Origin of the sequence: Streptomyces sp. NBC_00249, assembly GCF_026342355.1 — a bacterium.
In the GTDB taxonomy this organism is placed as follows: domain Bacteria; phylum Actinomycetota; class Actinomycetes; order Streptomycetales; family Streptomycetaceae; genus Streptomyces.
The window spans coordinates 444,882-465,211 of sequence record NZ_JAPEMV010000003.1 but is presented as its reverse complement, the minus strand read 5'-3'; the positions used below and the strand labels follow the sequence as shown (position 1 = coordinate 465,211).

Annotated in this window: 14 protein-coding genes; 5 read left to right on the top strand and 9 right to left on the bottom strand. The window is 72.5% G+C overall.

The window, feature by feature from the left end:
- Positions 1-232: 232 nt before the first annotated feature.
- Both OOK31_RS16335 and OOK31_RS16330 read left to right on the top strand, forming a co-directional pair.
- Positions 233-751, top strand: coding sequence for a hypothetical protein (locus OOK31_RS16335; RefSeq protein WP_267087948.1), 519 nt, complete (start codon positions 233-235; stop codon positions 749-751).
- Between the two features lie 76 nt (positions 752-827).
- Complete coding sequence (locus OOK31_RS16330) at positions 828-2,279, top strand: trypsin-like serine protease (RefSeq protein ID WP_267087947.1); 1,452 nt, start codon at positions 828-830, stop codon at positions 2,277-2,279.
- Here OOK31_RS16330 and OOK31_RS16325 read toward each other — a convergent pair.
- The 6 genes from OOK31_RS16325 to OOK31_RS16300 form a co-directional block, all read right to left on the bottom strand.
- Positions 2,276-4,522, bottom strand: coding sequence for a protein kinase (locus OOK31_RS16325; protein ID WP_267087946.1), 2,247 nt, complete (start codon positions 4,520-4,522; stop codon positions 2,276-2,278). The two genes, OOK31_RS16330 and OOK31_RS16325, sit on opposite strands and share 4 nt — an antisense overlap.
- The gene (locus OOK31_RS16320; protein ID WP_267087945.1) at positions 4,519-6,726 is read right to left on the bottom strand and encodes a PQQ-binding-like beta-propeller repeat protein; all 2,208 of its coding nucleotides are present in this window, start codon (positions 6,724-6,726) and stop codon (positions 4,519-4,521) included. The genes OOK31_RS16325 and OOK31_RS16320 overlap by 4 nt, the downstream gene beginning before the upstream one ends.
- A gap of 125 nt (positions 6,727-6,851) precedes the next feature.
- The gene (locus OOK31_RS16315; RefSeq protein ID WP_267087944.1) at positions 6,852-8,861 is read right to left on the bottom strand and encodes a protein kinase; all 2,010 of its coding nucleotides are present in this window, start codon (positions 8,859-8,861) and stop codon (positions 6,852-6,854) included.
- Between the two features lie 356 nt (positions 8,862-9,217).
- Positions 9,218-9,892 (bottom strand): DUF3592 domain-containing protein, encoded by a 675-nt coding sequence (locus tag OOK31_RS16310; RefSeq protein WP_267087943.1) that lies wholly within the window; start codon positions 9,890-9,892, stop codon positions 9,218-9,220.
- A gap of 78 nt (positions 9,893-9,970) precedes the next feature.
- Entirely contained in the window at positions 9,971-10,582 is a 612-nt protein-coding gene (locus OOK31_RS16305) for a GPP34 family phosphoprotein (RefSeq protein WP_267087942.1), read from the bottom strand.
- 116 nt (positions 10,583-10,698) lie between these two features.
- Positions 10,699-11,133 carry a subtilase-type protease inhibitor gene (locus OOK31_RS16300; RefSeq protein WP_267087941.1) on the bottom strand — a complete coding sequence of 145 codons (435 nt, stop codon included), beginning with the start codon at positions 11,131-11,133 and terminating at the stop codon, positions 10,699-10,701.
- Positions 11,134-11,539: 406 nt separating this feature from the next.
- Between OOK31_RS16300 and OOK31_RS16295 the strand changes: the two genes are divergently transcribed.
- Complete coding sequence (locus tag OOK31_RS16295) at positions 11,540-12,214, top strand: response regulator transcription factor (RefSeq protein ID WP_267087940.1); 675 nt, start codon at positions 11,540-11,542, stop codon at positions 12,212-12,214.
- A 120-nt stretch (positions 12,215-12,334) separates the two neighbouring features.
- Positions 12,335-14,233, top strand: coding sequence for a M6 family metalloprotease domain-containing protein (locus OOK31_RS16290; protein WP_267087939.1), 1,899 nt, complete (start codon positions 12,335-12,337; stop codon positions 14,231-14,233).
- A gap of 76 nt (positions 14,234-14,309) precedes the next feature.
- Here the strand turns inward: OOK31_RS16290 and OOK31_RS16285 are convergent, their stop codons facing one another.
- Complete coding sequence (locus OOK31_RS16285) at positions 14,310-15,449, bottom strand: amidase domain-containing protein (protein WP_267087938.1); 1,140 nt, start codon at positions 15,447-15,449, stop codon at positions 14,310-14,312.
- Between the two features lie 561 nt (positions 15,450-16,010).
- Here OOK31_RS16285 and OOK31_RS16280 point away from each other — a divergent pair.
- On the top strand, positions 16,011-17,855 hold the full coding sequence (locus OOK31_RS16280; RefSeq protein WP_267088302.1) for a transglycosylase domain-containing protein: 1,845 nt from the start codon (positions 16,011-16,013) through the stop codon (positions 17,853-17,855).
- Positions 17,856-17,891: 36 nt separating this feature from the next.
- Here the strand turns inward: OOK31_RS16280 and OOK31_RS16275 are convergent, their stop codons facing one another.
- Both OOK31_RS16275 and OOK31_RS16270 read right to left on the bottom strand, forming a co-directional pair.
- Positions 17,892-19,205 carry a hypothetical protein gene (locus tag OOK31_RS16275; RefSeq protein ID WP_267087937.1) on the bottom strand — a complete coding sequence of 438 codons (1,314 nt, stop codon included), beginning with the start codon at positions 19,203-19,205 and terminating at the stop codon, positions 17,892-17,894.
- Between the two features lie 215 nt (positions 19,206-19,420).
- Complete coding sequence (locus OOK31_RS16270) at positions 19,421-20,314, bottom strand: geranyl diphosphate 2-C-methyltransferase (RefSeq protein WP_267087936.1); 894 nt, start codon at positions 20,312-20,314, stop codon at positions 19,421-19,423.
- Positions 20,315-20,330 lie beyond the last annotated feature (16 nt).

The following is a 20,330-nucleotide window of genomic DNA, read 5'->3' as shown; positions in this document are numbered from 1 at the left end:
GTGTTTGCACGTATGGACGAGTGCCGTACCGGGTGTTTCCATACGGGTGGCCGCGGGGGTTCACTATCCTGCCGCTTTCCCACCGCCCGGTATTTTTTCGGGACCCGAAACACACCGGTCACATTGATTTGATCTTTACGGGAGCGCGGGATTTAAATGTGGCCTAAGAGTGGCCTTCCCCTCCGCGCCGAAACATGTTCCGGAATCCCCGGGACCGACGAAGAGGACAGTGATGAAGGCACGTAAGGCAATGGTGCGGACCGCTTGCGCGGCCGTGGCCGCGAGCGCCCTGGCCTGGTTCGCGCTCGCGAGCGCGCCCACCGGCGGGGCTGCCGCCGGCGACACCGCCTCCCTGCAGGCGGTCGCCGACGAGGGGCCGGGCTACGCCATCGAGGACTTCGGCTACCCGAACGCGGACAAGATCCTCGCCGAGCAGCACATCACCCTCAAGCGCGGCGACGGCCACATCACACTCGCCGACTGCACCGGTGCGACCGGCCTGCTGGAGATCTGGTCCCGCGCGAACGACAAGATCTGCTTCCGCGTCACCGGCACCCAGGGCTACCTGACGATGGAGATCCCGGCGGTCTTCGCGGTCAAGGGCAACGACTACACCACCAAGGTGGACATGTCCGTCGGCACCGAGTCGAAGACGTTCGACGTGAACAAGAACGCCTGGACCCCGGTCGGCGAGAGCGCGGACGAGCAGGGCCGCGACTTCATGCTGATGGAGATCCGCACGGCCAAGTAGGCCCGCCGCTCCACCTCTTCACCCGCCTCACCGCCTCACGCGCTTCCCCCACCTCTGTCCGACCGAAGGAAGAAGCATGCTTGCACCCCGTCCGCGCCCGGCGCGGATGACCGGCCTCCTCTTGTCGGCCGCCGTGGTCTCGGCGGGCCTGATGTCGGCGGCCCCCGCACAGGCGGTGGCCGGTCCCGAGGCCGCCGCCGGATCGTACGCCTCCGTCGTGCGGCTGAACATCGGTGACGAGGCCACCTCCCGCGCCTGTACGGGCACCCTGCTCGACGAGTGGTGGATCGCCACCGCCGCCAGTTGTTTCGCCTCCACCCCCGGCAGCACGCTCCCCGCCGGGAAGCCCGCGTCGAGGAGCACCGCCACCCTGAGCACCGGGAAGACCGTCGAGGTCGCCGATCTCGTACCGCGCACCGACCGCGACCTGGTGCTGGCCAGGCTCGCCGCCCCCGCCACCGGGATCACGGGCATCAGACGCGCCGGCGCCGCCCCGGCGGCGGGCGCCGACATGACCGCGGCCGGGTTCGGACGTACGAGAACGCAGTGGGTGCCGGACAAGCTCCACACCGGCGCCTTCACCGCGAACTCCGCCGACGCCACCACCCTCGCGGTCACCGGCAAGGGCACGGACGCGATCTGCAAGGGCGACACCGGGGGGCCGCTCGTGAACGCGGCCGGTGAGCTGGTCGGCGTCAACAGCCGCTCATGGCAGGGTGGTTGCCTGGGCATGCCCGCCACCGAGACCCGTACCGGGGCGGTCTCCGCGCGCATCGACAACCTGGACGCCTGGGTCAAGGACACGACCCGCCGGCCGGGTGCGCAGCGCGATGTCAACGGCGACGGCCGCTCGGACGCGGTGATGGTCTACCACCACGCCGACTCGTCGATCGCCTTCTACAGCTCCCTCACGAACCCCGACGGCGGCTTCGGCAACTACACCGTCGGGTACACGGTTCCGCCCGCCAGTTGGGACCGTAACTCGATGAAGCTCATCTCCGGAGACTTCAACGGAGACCGCCGCACCGACATCGGCATGATGTACCGCTACGCCGACGGCGCCATCACCATGTTCACCGGCCTCGCCGACAACGCAGGCCACATCCAACCCTTCACCGCCAGCTACAGCGTCCCCGCCAACGCCGGCTGGAACTGGAACGCCATCGAACTCCACTCCGGCGACCTCAACGCCGACGGCCGCTCCGACGCCGTCATGGTCTACCACCACGCCGACTCCTCCATCGCCTTCTACAGCTCCCTCACCAACCCCGACGGCGGCTTCGGCAACTACACCGTCGGCTACACCGTTCCCCCCAACAGCTGGGACCGGAACTCCATGAAGCTCATCTCCGGAGACTTCAACGGAGACCGCCGCACCGACATCGGCATGATGTACCGCTACGCCGACGGCGCCATCACCATGTTCACCGGCCTCGCCGACAACGCAGGCCACATCCAACCCTTCACCGCCAGCTACAGCGTCCCCGCCAACGCCGGCTGGAACTGGAACGCCATCCAGCTTCCCTAGCCCAGGGGAAGTGTGATCACTTCCGGGCCGCAGGAGAGGTGGAGCCGTCCGTCCGCGAGGCGCAGGGCGGTACGGCTCCCGTTCCCGGTCGGGGAGGAGCGGCCGTCGTCCTGGGTGTCGCGCCGGTAGGTCCAGGGCGGGCGGTGCGCCGTGAGCCCGATGGGGAGCAGCGGCTGGGCGACCTGGCCGGTGTCCAGGTAGAAGGTGCCCCCGTGGATGTGCGGCAGTGTGTCGTACCGCAGGGGCACCCGGGTCTGGTACTCCCATTGCACCGCGCCGTCGGATGCCCGCAGCGCGATGAGGCTGGTGTAGGCGAGCGGGTTCGGGTCACGGGGATCGGGGGCGTCGAGGGCCATGAGGTGGACGGTGCCGTCCTGGACGACCGGATGCCCGTAGCGCTTGCTCACACCGCGAGGCGCGGGCCGGTCCGCGAGGGCCTGCCAGAGCAGCTTTCCGGTGGCAGTGTCCACCGCGCTGACCTCGGTCCCGCAGATGTGGACACGGCCGTCCGCCATCGCCCGGGCGGTCAGGGGGACGTTGTCGGAGAGGACGTCCGTGGTGAGCTTGACCCGCCAGCGTTCCTGCCCGTCGGAGCGTGCGACGCCGACGATTTCCTGGGTCGTCTTGTACAGGAGCAGGTCGCCGGTGGCCGCGCCGGGCCCCGACGGGTACCGGTCACCCGTCCGTCTCAGCCAGAGCTGCTTCCCGCCGGCCATGTCGTACGCGGCGAGTGCCGGGACCCGGCTCAGGCGCGGGCCCTGGCGCACGAAGCCGTTGAGGTACAGCGTGCCGTCGGCGACGGCCGTGACACCGCAGTCCGACAGCGGCAGCACGGCGCCGAACGCTCCGAAGAGGGGCGTGAGGGCCCCGGTGGCGGGGTCGAGGCGGAAGAGCGGGCCGTCGTGGTCCCCGTCCCAGCTCAGCTGTGACTCCCGGAGGAGCTGTCCCGCCCCCGAGTCGACGAAGGCCACGTAGCGGGGCTGGTGCCAGACCGGCTTTCCGGTCCTGGCGTCCAGTCCGACGAGCGAACGCCGCTTGGCCTCGTTGCCGACGGAGACGACGACCACCCCGTTGCTGACGCCCTGGACGGTGGTCTCGGCCCCGGCGGGGAAGGTCCACAGCGGGTCGGGGGCCAGGCCGGGCGGCCGGGACGGCTTCGCCGCACGGGGTGTTCCCGCCGGGCCGGCGCCGTAGCGCGCCCAGAGCGCACCCCCCGTGCCGAGCACGGCCAGCGTGCCCGTGCCGGCGAGCAGCAGGCGCCGCCTCGACAGGGGTGCGGCGGGTGGCGGTCCGTCCGGCTCGCGCGCGGGGCCGGGCAGTCTGGCGGGGCGCAGGTCCCACACCCCGGCGGCGCGGCGGCCGAGGTCGGCGAGGAGCGGGCCGGGGAGCAGGGTGGCGAAGTCGCCGGGGCCGTCCTCCAGCCGGTCGGCGAGGTCCGTGGGCCAGGGCCTCGTCGGCGGTGCCTTGGCCAGGCATGCCGTCAGGTCCGGGAGCAGTGACGGCGGGACCCCGGTGAGGTCCGGGTCCTCGTACCGGACGCGGTTCAGGACGTCGGCTCCCTGGGCGCCCTTGAACGGCCCGTGGCCGGTGACGGCGAACACCAGGACGCCGCCCAGGGCGAACAGGTCGCCCGGCGGGTCGTGTTCCTGTCCCGTGGCCTGTTCGGGGGACATGTAGGCGGGTGTGCCCACCGCCTGTCCGGTGCGGGTGAGCCGGCGGGCGCCGAGGGCCCGGGCGATGCCGAAGTCGATGATCTTCGGGCCGGTGGCGGTGATCAGGATGTTGGAGGGCTTGAGGTCCCGGTGCACGATGCCCGACGCGTGGAGGTCGGCGAGCGCGCGGGCGAGGCGGGCCCCGAGGGCCCGTACGGCGGGTTCGGGCAGGGGGCCGTACCGTTCGACGGTCTCGGCGAGCGAGGGCCCGAGGACGTACTCCGTGGCCAGCCAGGGCAGCGCCCCCTGGGTGTCGGCGTCGACGACACTGGCCCCGTGGCGGGCTCCGATGGTGCGCGCCGCCTCCGCCTCCAGCCGGAACCGTACGCGGAACTCCGGTTCGCGGGCGAGCCGTTCGTGCACCGTCTTCACGGCGACGACGCGCCCGCCCGCCGACCGGGCCAGGTACACGGTACCCATCCCCCCGCTGCCGAGCCGGCCGAGCAGGGTGAAGCCGCCGACCCTCTCCGGATCGGCGGGGCCCAGCGGCTGGAGCGGTGCGGCGCCCTCGGCCCCGTCCACGGCGCTCATCCGACCGGGAGGCCGAAGTAGTCGCTGCTGTACTCCTGCGAGAACACGGCGGTGTGCGTCCCGCTGAAGATCCGCCAGAGCAGACCGCGTTGCTCCGGGGAGGCCCCGACGCCCTGGAAGACCCACAGGATCCTGCCGTCCTCGGGGTCGTGGGCCGTGATCTCCTCCCAGTCGAGGCGGTACAGCGGGGTGCCGGACAACCCGGCCGCCACGCCTTCGTAGTTGGTGGGCTCGCCGTACTCGTTCAGTGGGCGCATGGTCCAGCGGGTCTGGCCGCTCCGGGCGTCGACGCGGTGCGTGCGCCTGGCGCTGTCGGCGACGTACAGCGCCCCGCCGAGGGCCAGGAGGGCACGCGGGGCCACGATTTCGTCGTCGCCCCCGCCGCCCTTCGCCCAGAGTTCCTTGCCGCTCTCCAGGTCGTACGCCCGAAGCGCCGACCGGTCCTCCGCGTAGAGGACGCCGGCGGAGGACAGCCACGCGTAGTTCTTGACGGCCACCTCGCCGTACGACTTCTCCCACCGGGTACGTCCGGTGGCGCGGTCCACGGCGAGGAAGACGGCGGGGTTGTCCTTGCCCTCGCCGACGGTGGGGTCCGTGTAGCGCTGGAGGAACAGGGCCGTCTCGCCCAGGACGCCGGTGACGCCGTCCTTCTCGTAGCCGTCGGGGACCTCCACGCGCCACACCTCCTCGCGCGCCCAGGCGTCGTAGCAGATGAGGAAACTCCCCTTGTCCGCATCGGCCTTGGCGTCCTTCACATAGCCCATGAACCACAGCCGGTCGCCGTCCCGGGCGAGGATCTCGCCGGCTCCGTAGAGCCTCGCGTCCGTGTCGCGGACCGTGCCCGTCTCGGAGGAGAAACGCAGGAGTCCCCGGTCGGTGGAGACGAGCATGAGGTCGTCGCGGAGGGGGACGGGACCGTTGGCGCACAGGATCTCCTTGGCCCAGCGTTCCTTCCCGGTACGCAGGTCCAGCCCGACGGTGCGGCCGTAGGCGGGCAGGATCAGGGTGCGGTCGTGGGCCACGCACGGATTCCCGATCAGGTCCTGCGCCTTGTAGTACCAGAGCGCGGCGGGCGGCGCCCCGGCGACGCGCTGGGGTGCCTGGCTGCCCGGCGCGGCCTTGGCCTCGGGTGCGGCCCGGCCCTCGCGGGAGCGTGCGAGGGCCCAGCCGCCGCCCGCGCCCACCGCCAGGCCCGCCGCGGTGCCGAGGAAGGCGCGGCGGCCCGGGGTGAGGAGCGGGGGCCGCGCGGGAGGGGCCTGGGGTCCGGGCTCCGTCGTGGTCCGGGTGTCGGGGGGTGGGGTCTCCTGGTCCGGGTCGGGGGCCTCAAGGGCCAGCACGGCGGCGGCCTGTCCGGACAGTTCCGCGACGACCGGTCCGGACACCCAGCCGGCCTCCAGCAGCGCGGCGGCCCCGCCGGGTGCGCAGGCGGCGGCGATGTCGGCCGGGGCGGGCCGCCGGTCCGGATCCTTGTCGAGGCAGCGCGCCAGCAGAGGGCGCAAAGGCTCCGGTACGCCGGTGAGGTCGGCGGCGGTGGTGGCGATGCCGTCGGGGGTGGCCGCGGCGAAGGGGGTCCGTCCGGTGGCGGCGTAGACGAGGAGCAGTGCCAGCATGAACACGTCGGAGGCGGGGCCGGGCGTGTGCCGGGCGACCTGCTCGGGGGTGAGGAATCCCAGGCTGAGCCGCAGCCCTGCGCCGTCCGGGCCGATGTCGGTGGCCGCGGCGAGCGGGCCGAATCCGGCGAGGAGGGGTCCGTCGGCGGCGAGCAGCACGGTGTGCGGGGCGAGTCCCTGGTGGACCGGGACGTGCCGGTGCAGGCGTACGAGGACCTCGGCGAGCGCGGCTCCGAGGATCCGCAGGGTGTGTTCGGGCAGCGGGCCGTGCCGGTCGACGGCGGAGCCGAGGGTGAGTGACGGCCGGTAGGCGGCGACGAGCCGCCCGTCCGCGGCTTCGCGTACGGGTGCGACCCACGGCCCGGACACCTCGGCGGCCAGGGCCGACTCCGCGTCGAACTTCCGGCCGAAGCCGCGGGACCCTGCCAGGCGGGGGTGGGGGGCGGTGACGGTGACGGTGAGGCCGTCGGCGTCCCGGGCCACGAACTCGACGGCGCAGGCGTTCTCCCGCAGCCGCGCGAGCAGCGCGTACGGTCCGATGCGGCGCGGGTCGGCCTCCCGTAACTGCTCCAGACCATCGGCAATCGCGGCCATCGCGTCCTCAAACCCCCTTCTCCGCTGGGCACTTGTGTCCGCAGCGGCCTGCGCGACACGTTATCCCGAGAGGGCAGGACGAGGACGGGAAGTGATCGGTTCCGGTCCCGCAGGGAATCCGGGGGTCAGAACTGCGGCAGCCCGTACAGACGGTCGCCGCTCTGCACCGCCATCACCGGTTCCACCGCGGCCACTTCACAGATCCGGTCCCGCTCGGCGGCGGGCGCGAACCGGTAGCGTTCCGCGTCCCCGGTCAGGGGGAACGCCGCGATGCCGGCCGCGGCGACGGCCAGCGGGACGTAGAGGCCGTGCGCGGCGGCCACCGGCTGCGCGGGTGCGTAGCCGCCGCCCGCCCCGGTGAGCTGGCGTACGTCGGCGCCGTCCGCGAGGCGCAGGCAGCGGACCACGTCGTCGTCGGCGACGTAGACGTGCCCGTCGTGGATCCGTGGCGCCCCGAACCCTCCCGTGACCCCGATCGGCCGGACCTCCCAGCGGCGGGTCCCGTCGGCGGGGAGGAGGCCGCGCAGGGTCGGGCCGCCGAGGACCGTGAGGGCGGTGTCGGGCGCGGCGGGCAGGCCGCCCTTCCCGCCCGGGGCGGCCCACCGCCGCTCCCCCGTGGCCGGGTCGAGCGCGTGGGTGGCGCCGTCGGCGAGGGTGACCAGGACCTGTCCTGCGCCCGCCGCGGCCACCGCGCCGGCCGGGGCGAGGGGGTCACGCGAGCGCCACAGCGGCGCTCGCGTGCCATGCCGTACGGCGACCAGGTGCCCGGCGGTGTCCGCCGCGTACACGGTGTCGGCGTCGGCGGCGAGGATCCGCGCGAGCCCGTCGGGGCCCTGCCCGTTCACCTCGCCCGTGCGGGGTTCGAACGCGCGCAGCACCCCGTCCGGTCCGATCAGCACCGGCCAGGGCGCGGAGGGGGCGGGCGCACGGCCCCCGGCGTAGGACCAGAGGCGGTTCCCGGTGCGGGGGTCGAGCGCGCTCACCCGGCCGGTGTGCGCGACGAGCAGCACGCCGCCCGCCCGGGCGGGGCCGAAGGGGACTTCCGGGTCGAGGCCCGTCACGCTCCACAGCGGCTCGGGGCGTTCGCCGGGCGCCCCGTCCCACAGCGGCACCGTGCCGGTTTCCCGTGCCGTGGTGGCGCCGTACCACCGCCAGGCCGCGCCGCCGCCCGTGGCGAGCACGGCGGCGGCTCCCGTCAGGCCCAGGATCCGGCGCCGGCCCATCCGTGCGGGCCGTTGCCCGGCCGCCCGGGCCGTACGGCGGCGAATGGTCTCGATGTCCCGCGCGACGTCCTCGGGCAGCCACCCCGCCGGGCCCCGCCGGGCGGGCGCCTGCCACCGTGCGGCCAGTTCGGCGGGGGCGGGACGGCGGCCGGGGTCCTTGTCCAGGCAGCGGCGTACGAGGGCGGCCGGCGGGTCCGGTACGCGCGACAGGTCGGGTTCCTCGTGCACGATCCGGTAGTCGGCGAGCGCGGGCCCGCCCTCGAAGGCGTGGTGCCCGGTGCTCGCGTACACCAGGAGCGCTCCCAGTGTGAACACGTCGCCGGGCGGCCCCGGTTCGCGCCCCATGACCTGCTCGGGCGACATGTACCCGGCGGACCCGGGCCGCTGTCCGGTCAGGGTGAGCGTGGTCCTGCCGGGCATCCGGGCGATCCCGAGGTCGACCAGGCGCGGCCCGTCCACGGCGAGCAGGACGTTCGACGGTTTGAGGTCCCGGTGCACGGCGCCGGCCCGGTGGAGCGCGTCGAGCGCCGAGGCGAGCATGGCGCCGAGCTGCCGTACGGTGTCCGCCGGCAGCGGGCCGCGCCCTTCGACGCATTGCTCCAGGGTCGGCCCCGCCACGAACTCGGTGGCCATCCAGGGCACGGCCCCGCTCAGGTCGGCCCCCAGGAGGCGGGGGAGGTAGGGGCTGCGCGCGGCCCCCGTGGCCTCCAGCTCCCGCCGGAACCGCGCCAGGAGGTGCGGATCCGCCGTCAGGCCGGCCTTCAGGGTCTTGACGGCGCCGACCCGCCGTCCGTCCCGGCCGAGGTAGACGGTCCCCATGCCGCCTTCTCCGAGTACGCCCGCCAGCCGCCAGGCGCCCAGCACGGCGGGATCGCCGGGGCGCAGGCCCGCCACCGGCCCGGTCGTGATCAACGTGTCCCCGGCGCGTCGGCCGCCGCCACCACCACGTCCATGTGCCCTGCCCCCCAGGCGAGTCGGTCGTACGCGAGCCAGGGCGAGGGTATCCGGCCGCGGGCCCGCCAGGGCCTGTCGTCAAACTCCCGTCGTCGCCCGGAGGGCGGCCCCGCGGCGTCTGGTGCGTGCTCTCGGCGTGCCGGGCGGAAGTCCGTGTACTGGCATCGGGGGACTCCTCGGGTCGGACAAGATCAACTGGTAGGTCCGGAACCAGCCAATCCGAGGCTGGGGCGCACCGCACGGGCCAATGGGCGCCGAAGTGGACCGCTCGTCCGACGCGGCCGTGACCCCGGGCCGTCCCTTTCGGGGACGGCCTACGGCACGCGGGGTGCGGGGAAGCCCGGGGGCGGGCCGGCGGGAAGGTCCGTGGGGAAGCCCGGCGGCGGGCCGGTCGGAAAGTCCGTGGGAAAGCCGGGCGGCGGGCCCGTGGGGAAGCCCGGGGGCGGGCCGGTGGGGAGGTCCGTCGGGAAGCCCGGGGGGAGTTCCGCGGAGGGCGTGGCCGGCCCGGGGGGCGGCAGCGAGGGGAGGCCGGGCAGCCGGTCGATCCGGTCGGCGACCTGCGTCTCGTAGAAGACGGCGAACGCGAGCGCCCCCGCGGCCAGGAGTCCGCTGAAGGTGAGGACCACGACGAGGGCGGCCGTGGCCTTGCCCGGGCTCGGGGCGAGGGCGGTGGCGCGGTCGGGCCGGTCCGCCGGGTAGCGGATGAGGACCGTGTCGCCGGGCACCGTCGTGGCCGGGCCGCCCGCCTCCTCGAACCGGTGGACGCGGCCGTCGGCGGTGGCGAACTCGTACACGTGACGGTGCGTACGGGTCGGGGCCGCGCCGCTGCGGCGGCGCGTGACGACGTATCCGCTCACGCACCGCCCGCCGACCTGCACCCCGCTGTGCCACGCGGCCCGCAGCCGGCGGGTGCGGACCACGGCCCACACCGACGCCACGGCGCTGAAGAGGAGGATGAGGGCGGGCACGACGAGAGGGAGGTGGATCACCTTCCTGACGATAGTTCAGTTACCGTGCGGGGAAGATCGATTATCGGACTGTTCACCGGCCGCGGGAGTGCCCGCCCGTCACTGCCCGCCGCCCCGCCAGATGTTGTCGAAGGCCGCCTGCTCGACGGCACGGCGCTGCCGTACGCTCCCCAGCTCCACCACGGCGTCGCTGACGGCCGCGAGTACGGTCGCCACGGCTTCGTCGGTGACGTCCGGGGAGTCCCCGGCGCGCTCGCCGCGGAGCCCGACGGCCTCCGCGAGCGCGGCGAGGACGGGTTCGTCGGACGTCCAGCGGTCGGCGGCCCGGCGGCGGGCGGGCGAGTCGGCCGGCATCAGCTCGCCGGCCTTGGGGGAGAGCCCGCGGCGGCGTTGCCGGGTGAGCTGCCCGTCCGCCTCCAGGGCGGCCCGGTAGGCGGCGGACAGGTCGCGGCCCCTGCGCCACAGCCAGTCGGTGACCGACTCGTAGGGCGCCTCCCGGACGAGGGAGGCGGCCGCCTCGTCCAGCATCCGGTCGGCCAGGTCCTGCTGGTAGCCGGGCACGATGTGCTCCCCGGCCAGCCGCACGGCATCGGCGGCGAGGAGGTCGATCACCTCGGCGCCCGCGAGCGCGAGCGACAGGTCGCCCTCCTCGACGGGGCGGCCGGACCCCCTGTCGACGGCGACGATCAGCAGGTCCCGCGGTGTGGTCATGAAGGCTCCCCGTCCAGTCCGTACGCGACGCGACCGTGCGTCCCGGGCGCGTCGAGTGCTCCGGGACCCGAGCCTACGGAGCGGGGGCGGCTGTTGCCATACGGGACGGCTCCGCGTCAGAAGGCGAAGACGGCGTTGCCGTTCAGGGTCGCGGACATGGCGCAGGCGTTGGAGAAGGTGTGCTTCCAGGCGACGCGGCCACCCTGCCACACGCCGTCCGCGGTGACGGTGACGGGGTCGTAGTGCATCGGGCAGGCCCTGTCCACGTCCGGGGCGGCCAGCAGGCGTTCGAAGGCGCCGCCTGTGGCCTTGAGGGCCCCGCAGGCGGCGGTGGGGTCGGGGTGGGTGCCCTTGGCGGTCGGCGTACAGCTGAGGACGGAGGCCCGCAGGACGGTGTCCGTGGCAGCGTCGCCCTGGGTGACGGTGAAGACCATGGCGGACGGGGCGTACAGGCTCGTGGGCTGGGCCTGGGCCACGCCGGAAGCCCCGGCCAGGCAGAGGAGGACGGCGGACGCGGAGACTGCGGTGAAGCGACGCACGACGAGACTCACTTTCGATTCCATGATTGATTGCGACAACTGCTTGCGATATCGCTGGTTGACATGGCCAAGCCTGTCCGATGTGAAGGGGAGATGCATATCGATGGTCGCTTTACGGACACACCGTTCGCATACGGGAGACCGAATGGTCGTTCGGGCAGCTCGCACGGGGTGTACGGGGCCCGCGAGCGGCCTCCGGCCCGCGGGGACCGGAGCCCGCGACCTGCGCCCGGACCCGCCGCCCGCCGTACGCGGTTCACCGGACCGCCACTCAGCTCGACCGGATCGGAGCGGTCCGGGGCCCTCTCCCGCGCCCTGCGTGCCCGTCCGGCATGCCGGACGGGCACGCAGGGCCAAGACTGGAGGGGTGGGGCCGCGCTCCCAGCCGGGCGCAGGGCCACGCGGGAGCGAGGCGCGCATGAGTGCGGACGCGAGACGGGTCGCCGTCCTCGGTGACTGCCCGCTGCTGCGCCACGGCGTCGCGAAGGTGGTGGAGGCGGCCGACGGCCTGACGTTCGTCCTCGGCACCGGTTCGGTGGACGAGGCGCTGGCCGTCCTGGGGCCCGGTGACGTCGTGCTCGTCGACCTCCAGCTGTCGCCCGCCTGCCTGGCGGAGGTCGTGGCACGGCTGGTCGCCCACGGGCTCGGCGTCCTCGTGGTCTCCTCCGCCGCCCGCAAGCCCGCCCCGGCCTCCCCCTCCTCCGGCGCCTCCCCCGACGGTCCGGCCCTCAGGGCCGACCTGACCGCCCTGCACGCCGGAGCGCGCGGCTGCCTGAGCCGCCGGGCCGACGAACGGGAGCTGCTGGCCGCGATCCGGCTCGTCGCGGGGGGCTGTTCGTACGTCTCCGCCGATCTCGCCGTGGGCCCCGGCCCGGACGCGGCGCCCGCCTGCCGCGTCACCGACCGCGAGCGGCAGATCCTGGAGCTGATCGCCCACGGGGAGACCGACCACGCCATCGCCGTCCGGCTGGGCATCAGCGAACACACCGTGCACTCCCACCTGGACCGGCTCCGCGACAAGATCGGCTCCCGGCGGCGGGCCGACCTGACGCGCTTCGCCATCACCCACGACCTGATCACCACGGCGTCCTGACCGGGGCGGAACTGCCCCGTCCGGCGTGGGCCCTTCTGCCCTGTGCGGATCGCGGGATCGCCGCGACGCTGGGAGGGACAGCCCTCGTGTGCCCGACTGCGTTCCGGGAGGCGCTTTGCGATGAGTGGCATCTTCGGCGACACCCTCACCTTCACCCAGGAAGAAGGCGCTGACGTCAGACTCGTCGCCTTCGGCGACGACAAGTACGCCCGGTACGAGACGCTCGACGGCTACTCGGTCGTCTACGACGAGACCCGCGGCTGCTACTGCTACGCCGAGACGGACAGCCGCGGAGCCGAGCGCCGGTTCGTCTCCAGCAGTACGCCCATCACCCAGCCCGCGCCCGAGGGGCTGCCACGTCACCTGCGGGAGGGACAGACCTACCGGCGGGACGTGGTGAAGGACCGGCTGATCCAGATGCTCCCGGAGGAGGATCGGGCCACCACCGACCCGGACACCCTGCTGACCTTCGGCCCCGAGAAGGGCCTCCTGCCCGGCTTCGTCCTCAACGAGGGCGACGTCCAGGGCCTCACGATCCTCGTCGACTTCCCGGGCACTCCCACGGACGTGACCGTCGACGAGGTCTCCGCCCTGCTGAACAGCCCCGGCTTCACGGCGAACGGCAACAGGTGCTCCGTCAAGGAGTTCTTCCGCACGATGTCGACGGGCAAGCTCCGGTTCTCCAACACCGTGGTCGGCCCGCTGCGCCTGAGCCGTCCCCGGCTGTCGTACAGCCTCCCCGTGAACGAGGGGAAGCTCGTACCGGAAGCGCTGCAGGCGGCCGCCGACGCCGGCGTCGACTTCAGCCGGTTCGACTCGCTCGGGCGCGGCGTCGTCGACTCCGTCTGCATCATGTACGCGGGCCGGACGGAGTTCAGGGGCGACCTCTGGCCGCACAACTTCCGCTTCCCCGCGCAGATCGGCAGCGTGCGGACGGACCTGTACACCGTCACGAGCATCGGGGAGACCGCGGCCGACCTGAGCATCGGCACCTTCTGCCACGAGAGCGGGCACCTGCTGTGCCGGTGGCCGGACCTGTACGACTACGGAAAGATCGAGCGCGAGGGCGACGACTTCACCAGCGCCGGCCTGGGCACGTACTGCGCGATGGCCGCCGGCAACAACCTGGGTGACGGGTTCCTCCCGTCCGCGGTCTGCGTCTACCTGCGCCGCCTGGTGGGCTGGACCCACGACGTCGACATCTCCGCGCCCGGCGTCCACGAGGCCCGGCAGGGCGCGTACGACACCTCGCTGATCTACCAGCACCCGCAGCGCAAGAACATCGAGTACTACCTCGTCGAGAACCGCAGCCGCATGGGCTTCGACTCCGAGCTGACCTCCAGCGGACTCGCCGTCTACCACTGCGACATCAAGGGGTCGAACGAGTTCCAGAACGGCACGCCGACGAACCACTACCAGTGCGCGCTCCTCCAGGCGGACGGCCACCGGGACCTGGAGACCTTCCAGAACCAGGGCGACGGCGCGGACCTGTACGGCCCCACGCTGGGCACGGCCGTCTCGCACAGCAGCCGTCCCGCGTCCCTGTGGTGGGACGGCTCGGAGTCCGGGCTGACCATCTCCGACATCTCCGCCCCGGGCGAGGTCCTCACCTTCCGCACGGGCGCGCAGGGCGTCGCGGGCACGCTGGTCACCGGCGAGTCGGCGCCGGGCGCGGTGATCCCCGAGGAGGACGCCGGCGGTCTGACCGACGTGATCGCCCTGGAGGGCGAGGGCACGGTCCGGGACCTCAAGGTGAAGATCGACATCGAGCACCCCAGGATCGGCGACCTGCGCGTGGTCCTGATGGCGCCGAGCGGCCGCCGGGCCGTGATCCACAACCGCACGGGCGGCGACACCAAGAACCTGCGGGTGAGGCTGGACTCGCAGCCGCCCTCCCTGCTCGCGCCGCTGATCGGCGACGCCGTGCCGGGCAGCTGGAAGCTCAAGATCACCGATGCGGTGGGCCCGGCCGCCGGGGTGCTGGTCAGGTGGTCGCTGAACATCCGGACGGGCACCTGAGCACGGGCACCCGACACGGGGGCCGGCGCCTCCCGCCGCGGTGGATCCGCGGCGGGAGGCGCCGGTGGGGCGTCCGTCAGGTGCGGTACGCGAAGTAGACCGCGTTCGGGTACGACGCGATGATGCTCGCGAGCGACTTCCGGTAGGTGTTGGTGGAGTGGTAGGTGAGGTACGGCATGCCGTTGCCGCTGCGGTACGTCACCATCATGGAGTGGTCCTTGGACCCGTCCTTGTTGAAGTCCACCTGGAGGATGTCGCCGACGTCCATCTGGTAGACGTTGGCCAGGTTGGCGGCCCGCTCGTTGGACAGCGTGAACCACGCCCACTCGTTGGCGCCGACCCAGGAGTCGGTCTGACGGGTGGCCTCGTAGTTCCAGTTCCGGTAGTCCGACGTGGAACCCGGAACCGGCTTCCAGCCACCCGCCTTCAGCGCCTGGCTGATGAAGTTGGTGCAGTCGCCCCCGGCGCCGCTGAACTTGCGGTACTCGGGGTTGTAGTTGCGCCAGTACTTCTCCGCGTACTTCGTCATGGCGGCGTAGTCGTAGGCGCCGCCGGTCTTCGCCTTGGGCTTCGGCGTCGCCGGGTACTTGGTGGAGGCGGGCGTGCCGTCCGGGTACTGGTTGCCGTCGTCCTTGACGACGTTCGCCTTGGCCGCCACCGGCTCGTTGACCGCGACCGGACCGGCCTCCTGGGACTTGATCGAGGTCAGCTCCCAGTCACCGCCCCGCTTGCTGGTGAGCGTCAGCTCGTAGCGGGTGCGGAAGTCGGTCGTGGCCGGCTCGTCCCCGCGCACCTTCTTGTAGGTGAGCGTGGTCTCCTCGGTGACCTGGACGGTCGCCTTGCCGCCGGCGACCGTGGCCTTGTCCACGGCGACGCGGGTGTCGGCGGCGGAGTAGGCCTCGCCGAGCTCCGCCAGCCGCGTCTTGCGGGACCGCAGGGACGCGATCGCGGCGTCCTCGTCCTTCTTCAGCTGGACCGACAGGCGCGCCTTCGTGGAGGCCTTGCCGGAGGAGTGGCGCCCCACCTGGCCGTCGACCAGGGCCTGGGTGCGCTGCGAGAGCACGTCGTCGGCCAGTCGGCCGAAGGTGTCGGCGGTGGCGCGGTCGGCCGCTCTGGGCCCGGTACCGGCACTCGCCGAGTAGGCGAACAGGCTTCCTGACGCCAGGGCTACGGTCAGGGCCGCGATCGCAGCGGGCCTGAACCTCTTCGGTATCACTGTGTTTCCCCTTGTCACCCGGTCCGCTCGGACCGAGGGACGGAATCTTCGCACAACTGGGCGACCTGTTCGTTCCGTTCCGTTTCACCGGCCTTCACCCGGCTGCGCGCGCCGCCCGCACCGGGAGCTCCGCCTCCGCTTTCACCACCGCGGACCGCCCGGTCCCGCACGCCGGGAACCGGCGACCACCCGGCCCGCCTCACAGCCAGTGCATCTAGGGTGTGTGAAGAAAGCACGGCACAGGGGGCATTCGGAGTGGGTAGGCAGGACAAGGACGCAAAAGGGAGATACCGGGGCATACGGGCCTCCAAGCGCGGCGTCAGAGCCGCGTCGAGCCGTCGGGGCACGTCCGGCGGGCGACGCAAGGCCCCGGCGCGGGCCGGGCGTCTCGGCGCTCTCAAAGCCGCCCTCGCACCCGCCCTCGCCCCTGCCGTCACGGCCGCCCGCACCCGCCTGCGGCGCCTGAAGCCCGACTTCCCGCGGCCGGGCCGCACCGGCTGGCGCCGCTGGATCCCCTCGCGGCGCCAGTGGCTTGGCGCCCTCCTCTACCTGTTCGTCGGAATGACGGGATTCGTCGGGATCGCGTACGTGGTCACGGACATTCCGGACGACCTCAACTCCTTCGCCACACAACAGGACAACGTCTACTACTGGGCGGACGGCTCCACGATGGCCCGGGCGGGCTGGGTGAGCCGGCAGGAGATGCAGCTGGACCGGGTCCCCGCGAAGGTCCAGGGCGCCGTGCTCGCGGCCGAGAACGCGAGCTTCTACTCGGACCCCGGCGTCTCCCCCTCCGGCGTGCTGCGCGCCCTGCGCGCCGCCGTGACGGGCGGCGAGACCCAGGGCGGCTCCACCATCACCCAGCAGTACGTGAAGAACGCCTACCTGAACCAGGACCGCACCCTGTCCCGCAAGTTCACCGAACTGCTGCTCGCGGTCAAGCTGGACAACCAGAAGGACAAGAAGCAGATCCTGGAGGACTACCTCAACACCAGCTGGTTCGGGCGGGGCACCTACGGCATCCAACGCGCCTCACAGGCGTACTACCGCAAGGACGTCTCCCAGCTGAACGCCAGCGAGGGCGCCTTCCTGGCCTCCCTCCTGAAGGGCGCCGGGCTGTACGACCCCACCCTCAGCAAGGAGAACCGCGAGCGGGCCGTCGAGCGCTGGTCCTGGATCCTGGACCGGATGGTCGTGACGGGTCAGCTCTCGCCCGCCGAGCGCGCCACGTACACGAAGTTCCCCGAGCCCACGGCCGCTTCGCTCCCCGGCACCGCCAACGCGCAGGACGGGTACCTGGTGGAGATGGCCAAGGCGTACACGATCAAGGCCGGGCACCTCAAGGACTCCGACTTCGACCTCGGCGGCTACCAGATCTACACGACCTTCGACAAGTCCCGGATGGCGGCCCTGACCTCCGCCGTGCAGCAGACGCAGAAGGGCTTCGACGCCGAGCGCCGGCCCGCCACCGACACGCACGCCAAGATCGGCGCGGCGAGCGTCGCCCCGGACGGCCGGCTGCTCGCCGTGTACGGCGGCCCCGACTACCTGAAGCAGGGGTTCAACGAGTCGAACGCGACGACCATCCCGGTCGGTACGGCCTTCACCCCGATCGTCTACGCCGCCGCGCTCGACGAGGGCGTGCTCCGCACGCGCGGCCGGGCCCGTACGCCCGTCACCGCCGCCACCACCTACGACGGCAACGACCAGGTGAGCGTGCAGACTCCGGAGGGCCCGTACTGGGACCGCTCCGGGAAGGTGGTGAAGGGCCGCAACGACGGTGCCCGCAGCTGGGGGCAGGTGACCTTGCGGCAGGCCGTCGCCAACTCCGTCAACACCCCGATGGTGCAGCTCGGCGTCGACGTCGGGCTCGACCGGGTGGAGACCTTCGCGGAGCGCGCGGGCCTGCTCGGATCGAGCCTCGGGCAGCGCATCCCCACCTTCGCGCTCGGGGAGAACTCGACCCCCAGCGCGATCCGCATGGCCGGCGCCTACGAGACCTTCGCCGCCGACGGCATGCACACCGACCCGTACTCGGTGCGCTCGGTCACCCTCAACGGCAACGCGGTGCCGCTCGACGGACCGAAGCCGGCCCGGGCGATGTCGGCCCGGGCGGCGCGCTCGGTGACGGAGGCCCTGCGGGACGCCGTCACCGACGGATCGGCGAAGACGGCGCGCACCGCGCACCCGGGCGCCGCGGGCAAGACCGGGACGACGGCGGCGAACACGGCGGGCTGGTTCGTGGCCAACACCGAGAAGGAGTCCACGGCGGTGGTGGTCTACCGGATGTCCCTCACCGACCTGATCCCCCAGCCGCTGACGGGCCTGGGCGGCGACGCCCCGGGCACGCCCGCGAGCGAGCGGGCCGTGCGCCTGTGGGCGGACTACATCAAGGCCGTGAAGTAGCCGCTCCGCGTCGGCCCGCCGCCCCGGCGGGCCCGACTACTTGATCAGCTCGGTCCACTCGGGCGCCTGCGCGGGGTCGAGCAGGCGCAGCCGGGCCAGGACCTTCGGGTCCTGGGCGTCGAGCCAGTCGGCCAGCTCCCGGAAGGACACGCAGCGGACGTCCTGGCGGGGGCAGACGTCCCGCATCACGTCCTCGACGGCCTTCATGTAGATGCCGCCGTTCCAGTCCTCGAAGTGGTTGCCGATGAACATGGGCGCCCGGCTTCCGTTGTAGACGCGGTTGAAGCCGTTCATGTACGAGCCCCGGACCTGCGCCTGCCAGCCCGCGAACTTCGCCGGGTCGCCCTGGGTGCTGTCGCCGGACTGGTTGTAGAGGAAGTTGAAGTCCATGGAGAGGACCTGCGCCTCCTTGCCCTGCAGGGGCACCAGCTGGAGCGGGAAGTTCCATATGCCGTCCGGCTTGGACGGCCACAGCTGGAAGTCGCCCGAGGAGCTCGCGTCGTAGCGCCAGCCGTAGGGCTTGATCGCTGTCATGAGGTTCTTCTGGCCCTCCAGGCAGGGCGCACGGCCGCCGACCACTTCCCGGTCCGGGTCGAAGGGCAGGGGTGCCACGTCGGTGAAGCCGGTGTTGGTCTTCCAGTTCTTGATGAACGAGTACGTCTGGTCGATCTCGCTCTTCCACTCCTCGGGGCTCCACTCCCCGCCGCCCTTGGGACCGCAGAAGTGGCCGTTGAAGTGCGAGCCGATCTCGTTGCCGTCGGTCCAGGCGCCGCGCAGCTGGCCGAGGGTGGACTTCACGTGCGGGACGGTCGGGTACGAGATCGCGGCCGCGCCCTGGTTGTGCTGCGGCGGGCGGTACAGCGACTTCTTGCTGTCCGGCAGCAGGTAGATGCCCGTGAGGAAGAAGGTCATGTGGGCCTTGCTCTCCCGGGCCACCTGGCGGAAGTGGGAGAAGAGGTGGTCGTCGCCCTCCAGCGCGCCGTCCCAGGAGAAGACGACGAACTGCGGCGGCTTCTCCCCGGGCTTCAGCCGCTCGGCCTTGAGCTGGCCCTGCTTCGGGCCGGTGTAGGAGGTGGAGCCGTCGCCCAGCACCTTGACCTTGCCGTCCCAGGGCGCCTCCGTGCCCTTCCCGGCGCCGTTCGTGTCGCCGGCGGCCGCGAGCTTCGCGTCTCCCTGGCCGGCCCCGGAGGACCCGCCCGTGGTCACGGCGTACCCGGTGGCGGCGGCCCCGCCCAGGGCGAGCACGGCCACGGCGATCGCTAGGCGCTTGCGGCTGCGCGCCTTCCTGCGGACCTTGCGGGAGCTGCGGGACTCCGCCCTGGTGCCCGGTGCGGTGTCGGTGTCGGCCATCGCTGTAGTCCCCCCTGATCACCCGCAGCCGGGCCGCGCGTGGATGCTTCGTACGAATATAGAACTTGTCGGAACTCCTCCCGTACCCCGCACCCCTCCCGTACGTGCGTTCACAGCCGATCCACAGCGACTCCGGCCGCCGGACCCGCCCGCACATGCGCGTAGCCCCGCGCCGCCGGGAGGCGGGCGCGGGGCTACGGATGCCCGGACTCGGGTCAGACCCGGTCGGCGGCGATCAGCAGGTACTGGAAGGAACCGTCCTTGTAGGAGTTGATGAACGCCTCCTCGATGCCGGTGACCAGCGAGGACGTGGCCCTCAGCTCCCAGTACGGCAGGGTCGCCGCGGTCAGGTCGACGACGGCCTGCGGGACGAGGCGGTGGTCGGCCATGGAGCGCAGGTACTCCCGGCGGGAGTGGATGTTGCACTCGAAGTGCGCGTTGATCTGGGAGACCCACTTCGACGGCTGGCCGTACCGGGGGTTCCAGCAGCCGGTGATGGTCACGTAGCGGCCGCCGACCGCGAGGACGCGGGAGTGCTCGGCGAAGAGGTCGTCGAGGTCGACGTACATGCTCGACTCGTTGTTCCAGGAGGCCGCGGCCTGCCCGGTCTCGAACGGCGTGCTGAGCATGTTGCAGACGCGGGCGCGGACGTGGTCCCCGATGCCGAGGTCCCGGGCGCGCTGGTTGGCGAAATCGGCCTGCTTGGTGGAGAGGGTCACTCCCTCGACCTTGCACCCGAAGCGCTGGTGGGCCATGACCATCGAGCCGCCGCGGCCGCAGCCGGCGTCCACGAGGGTGTCGTCGCGGCCGACGGGGCCGAGGTGGTCCAGGAGGACGTCCGTCTGGGCCGACTCCAGGCGGTGGAGCTCGGAGATCATCCGCTTCTCGTACTCGGCGTCACCGGCGTCCCCGAGGGCGGCGTGGTCGACGTCACCGATGCCGTAGTGGTGGTGGTAAAGGCCGTCGACGTCGCCCAGGCGCAGGTTGACCGGCCGGGCCTCGTTGTTCCAGTAGCGGGCGATGTCGCCCTGGTAGGGGGTCGTCGGGGAGGGGATCAGGAACGAGGCAGCCCCGTTGGCGGCGGTGGTGTGCAGTTCAGTGCTGGTCACGGATAATTCCATCCTT

What these genes read in the sequence shown, in the direction of transcription:
- OOK31_RS16275 (WP_267087937.1), bottom strand. Translation starts at nt 19,205, where the DNA reads ATGGCCGACACCGACACCGCACCGGGCACCAGGGCGGAGTCCCGCAGC.
- OOK31_RS16325 (WP_267087946.1), bottom strand. Translation starts at nt 4,522, where the DNA reads ATGAGCGCCGTGGACGGGGCCGAGGGCGCCGCACCGCTCCAGCCGCTG.
- OOK31_RS16330 (WP_267087947.1), top strand. Translation starts at nt 828, where the DNA reads ATGCTTGCACCCCGTCCGCGCCCGGCGCGGATGACCGGCCTCCTCTTG.
- OOK31_RS16290 (WP_267087939.1), top strand. Translation starts at nt 12,335, where the DNA reads ATGAGTGGCATCTTCGGCGACACCCTCACCTTCACCCAGGAAGAAGGC.
- OOK31_RS16335 (WP_267087948.1), top strand. Translation starts at nt 233, where the DNA reads ATGAAGGCACGTAAGGCAATGGTGCGGACCGCTTGCGCGGCCGTGGCC.
- OOK31_RS16305 (WP_267087942.1), bottom strand. Translation starts at nt 10,582, where the DNA reads ATGACCACACCGCGGGACCTGCTGATCGTCGCCGTCGACAGGGGGTCC.
- OOK31_RS16320 (WP_267087945.1), bottom strand. Translation starts at nt 6,726, where the DNA reads ATGGCCGCGATTGCCGATGGTCTGGAGCAGTTACGGGAGGCCGACCCG.
- OOK31_RS16295 (WP_267087940.1), top strand. Translation starts at nt 11,540, where the DNA reads ATGAGTGCGGACGCGAGACGGGTCGCCGTCCTCGGTGACTGCCCGCTG.
- OOK31_RS16280 (WP_267088302.1), top strand. Translation starts at nt 16,011, where the DNA reads ATGACGGGATTCGTCGGGATCGCGTACGTGGTCACGGACATTCCGGAC.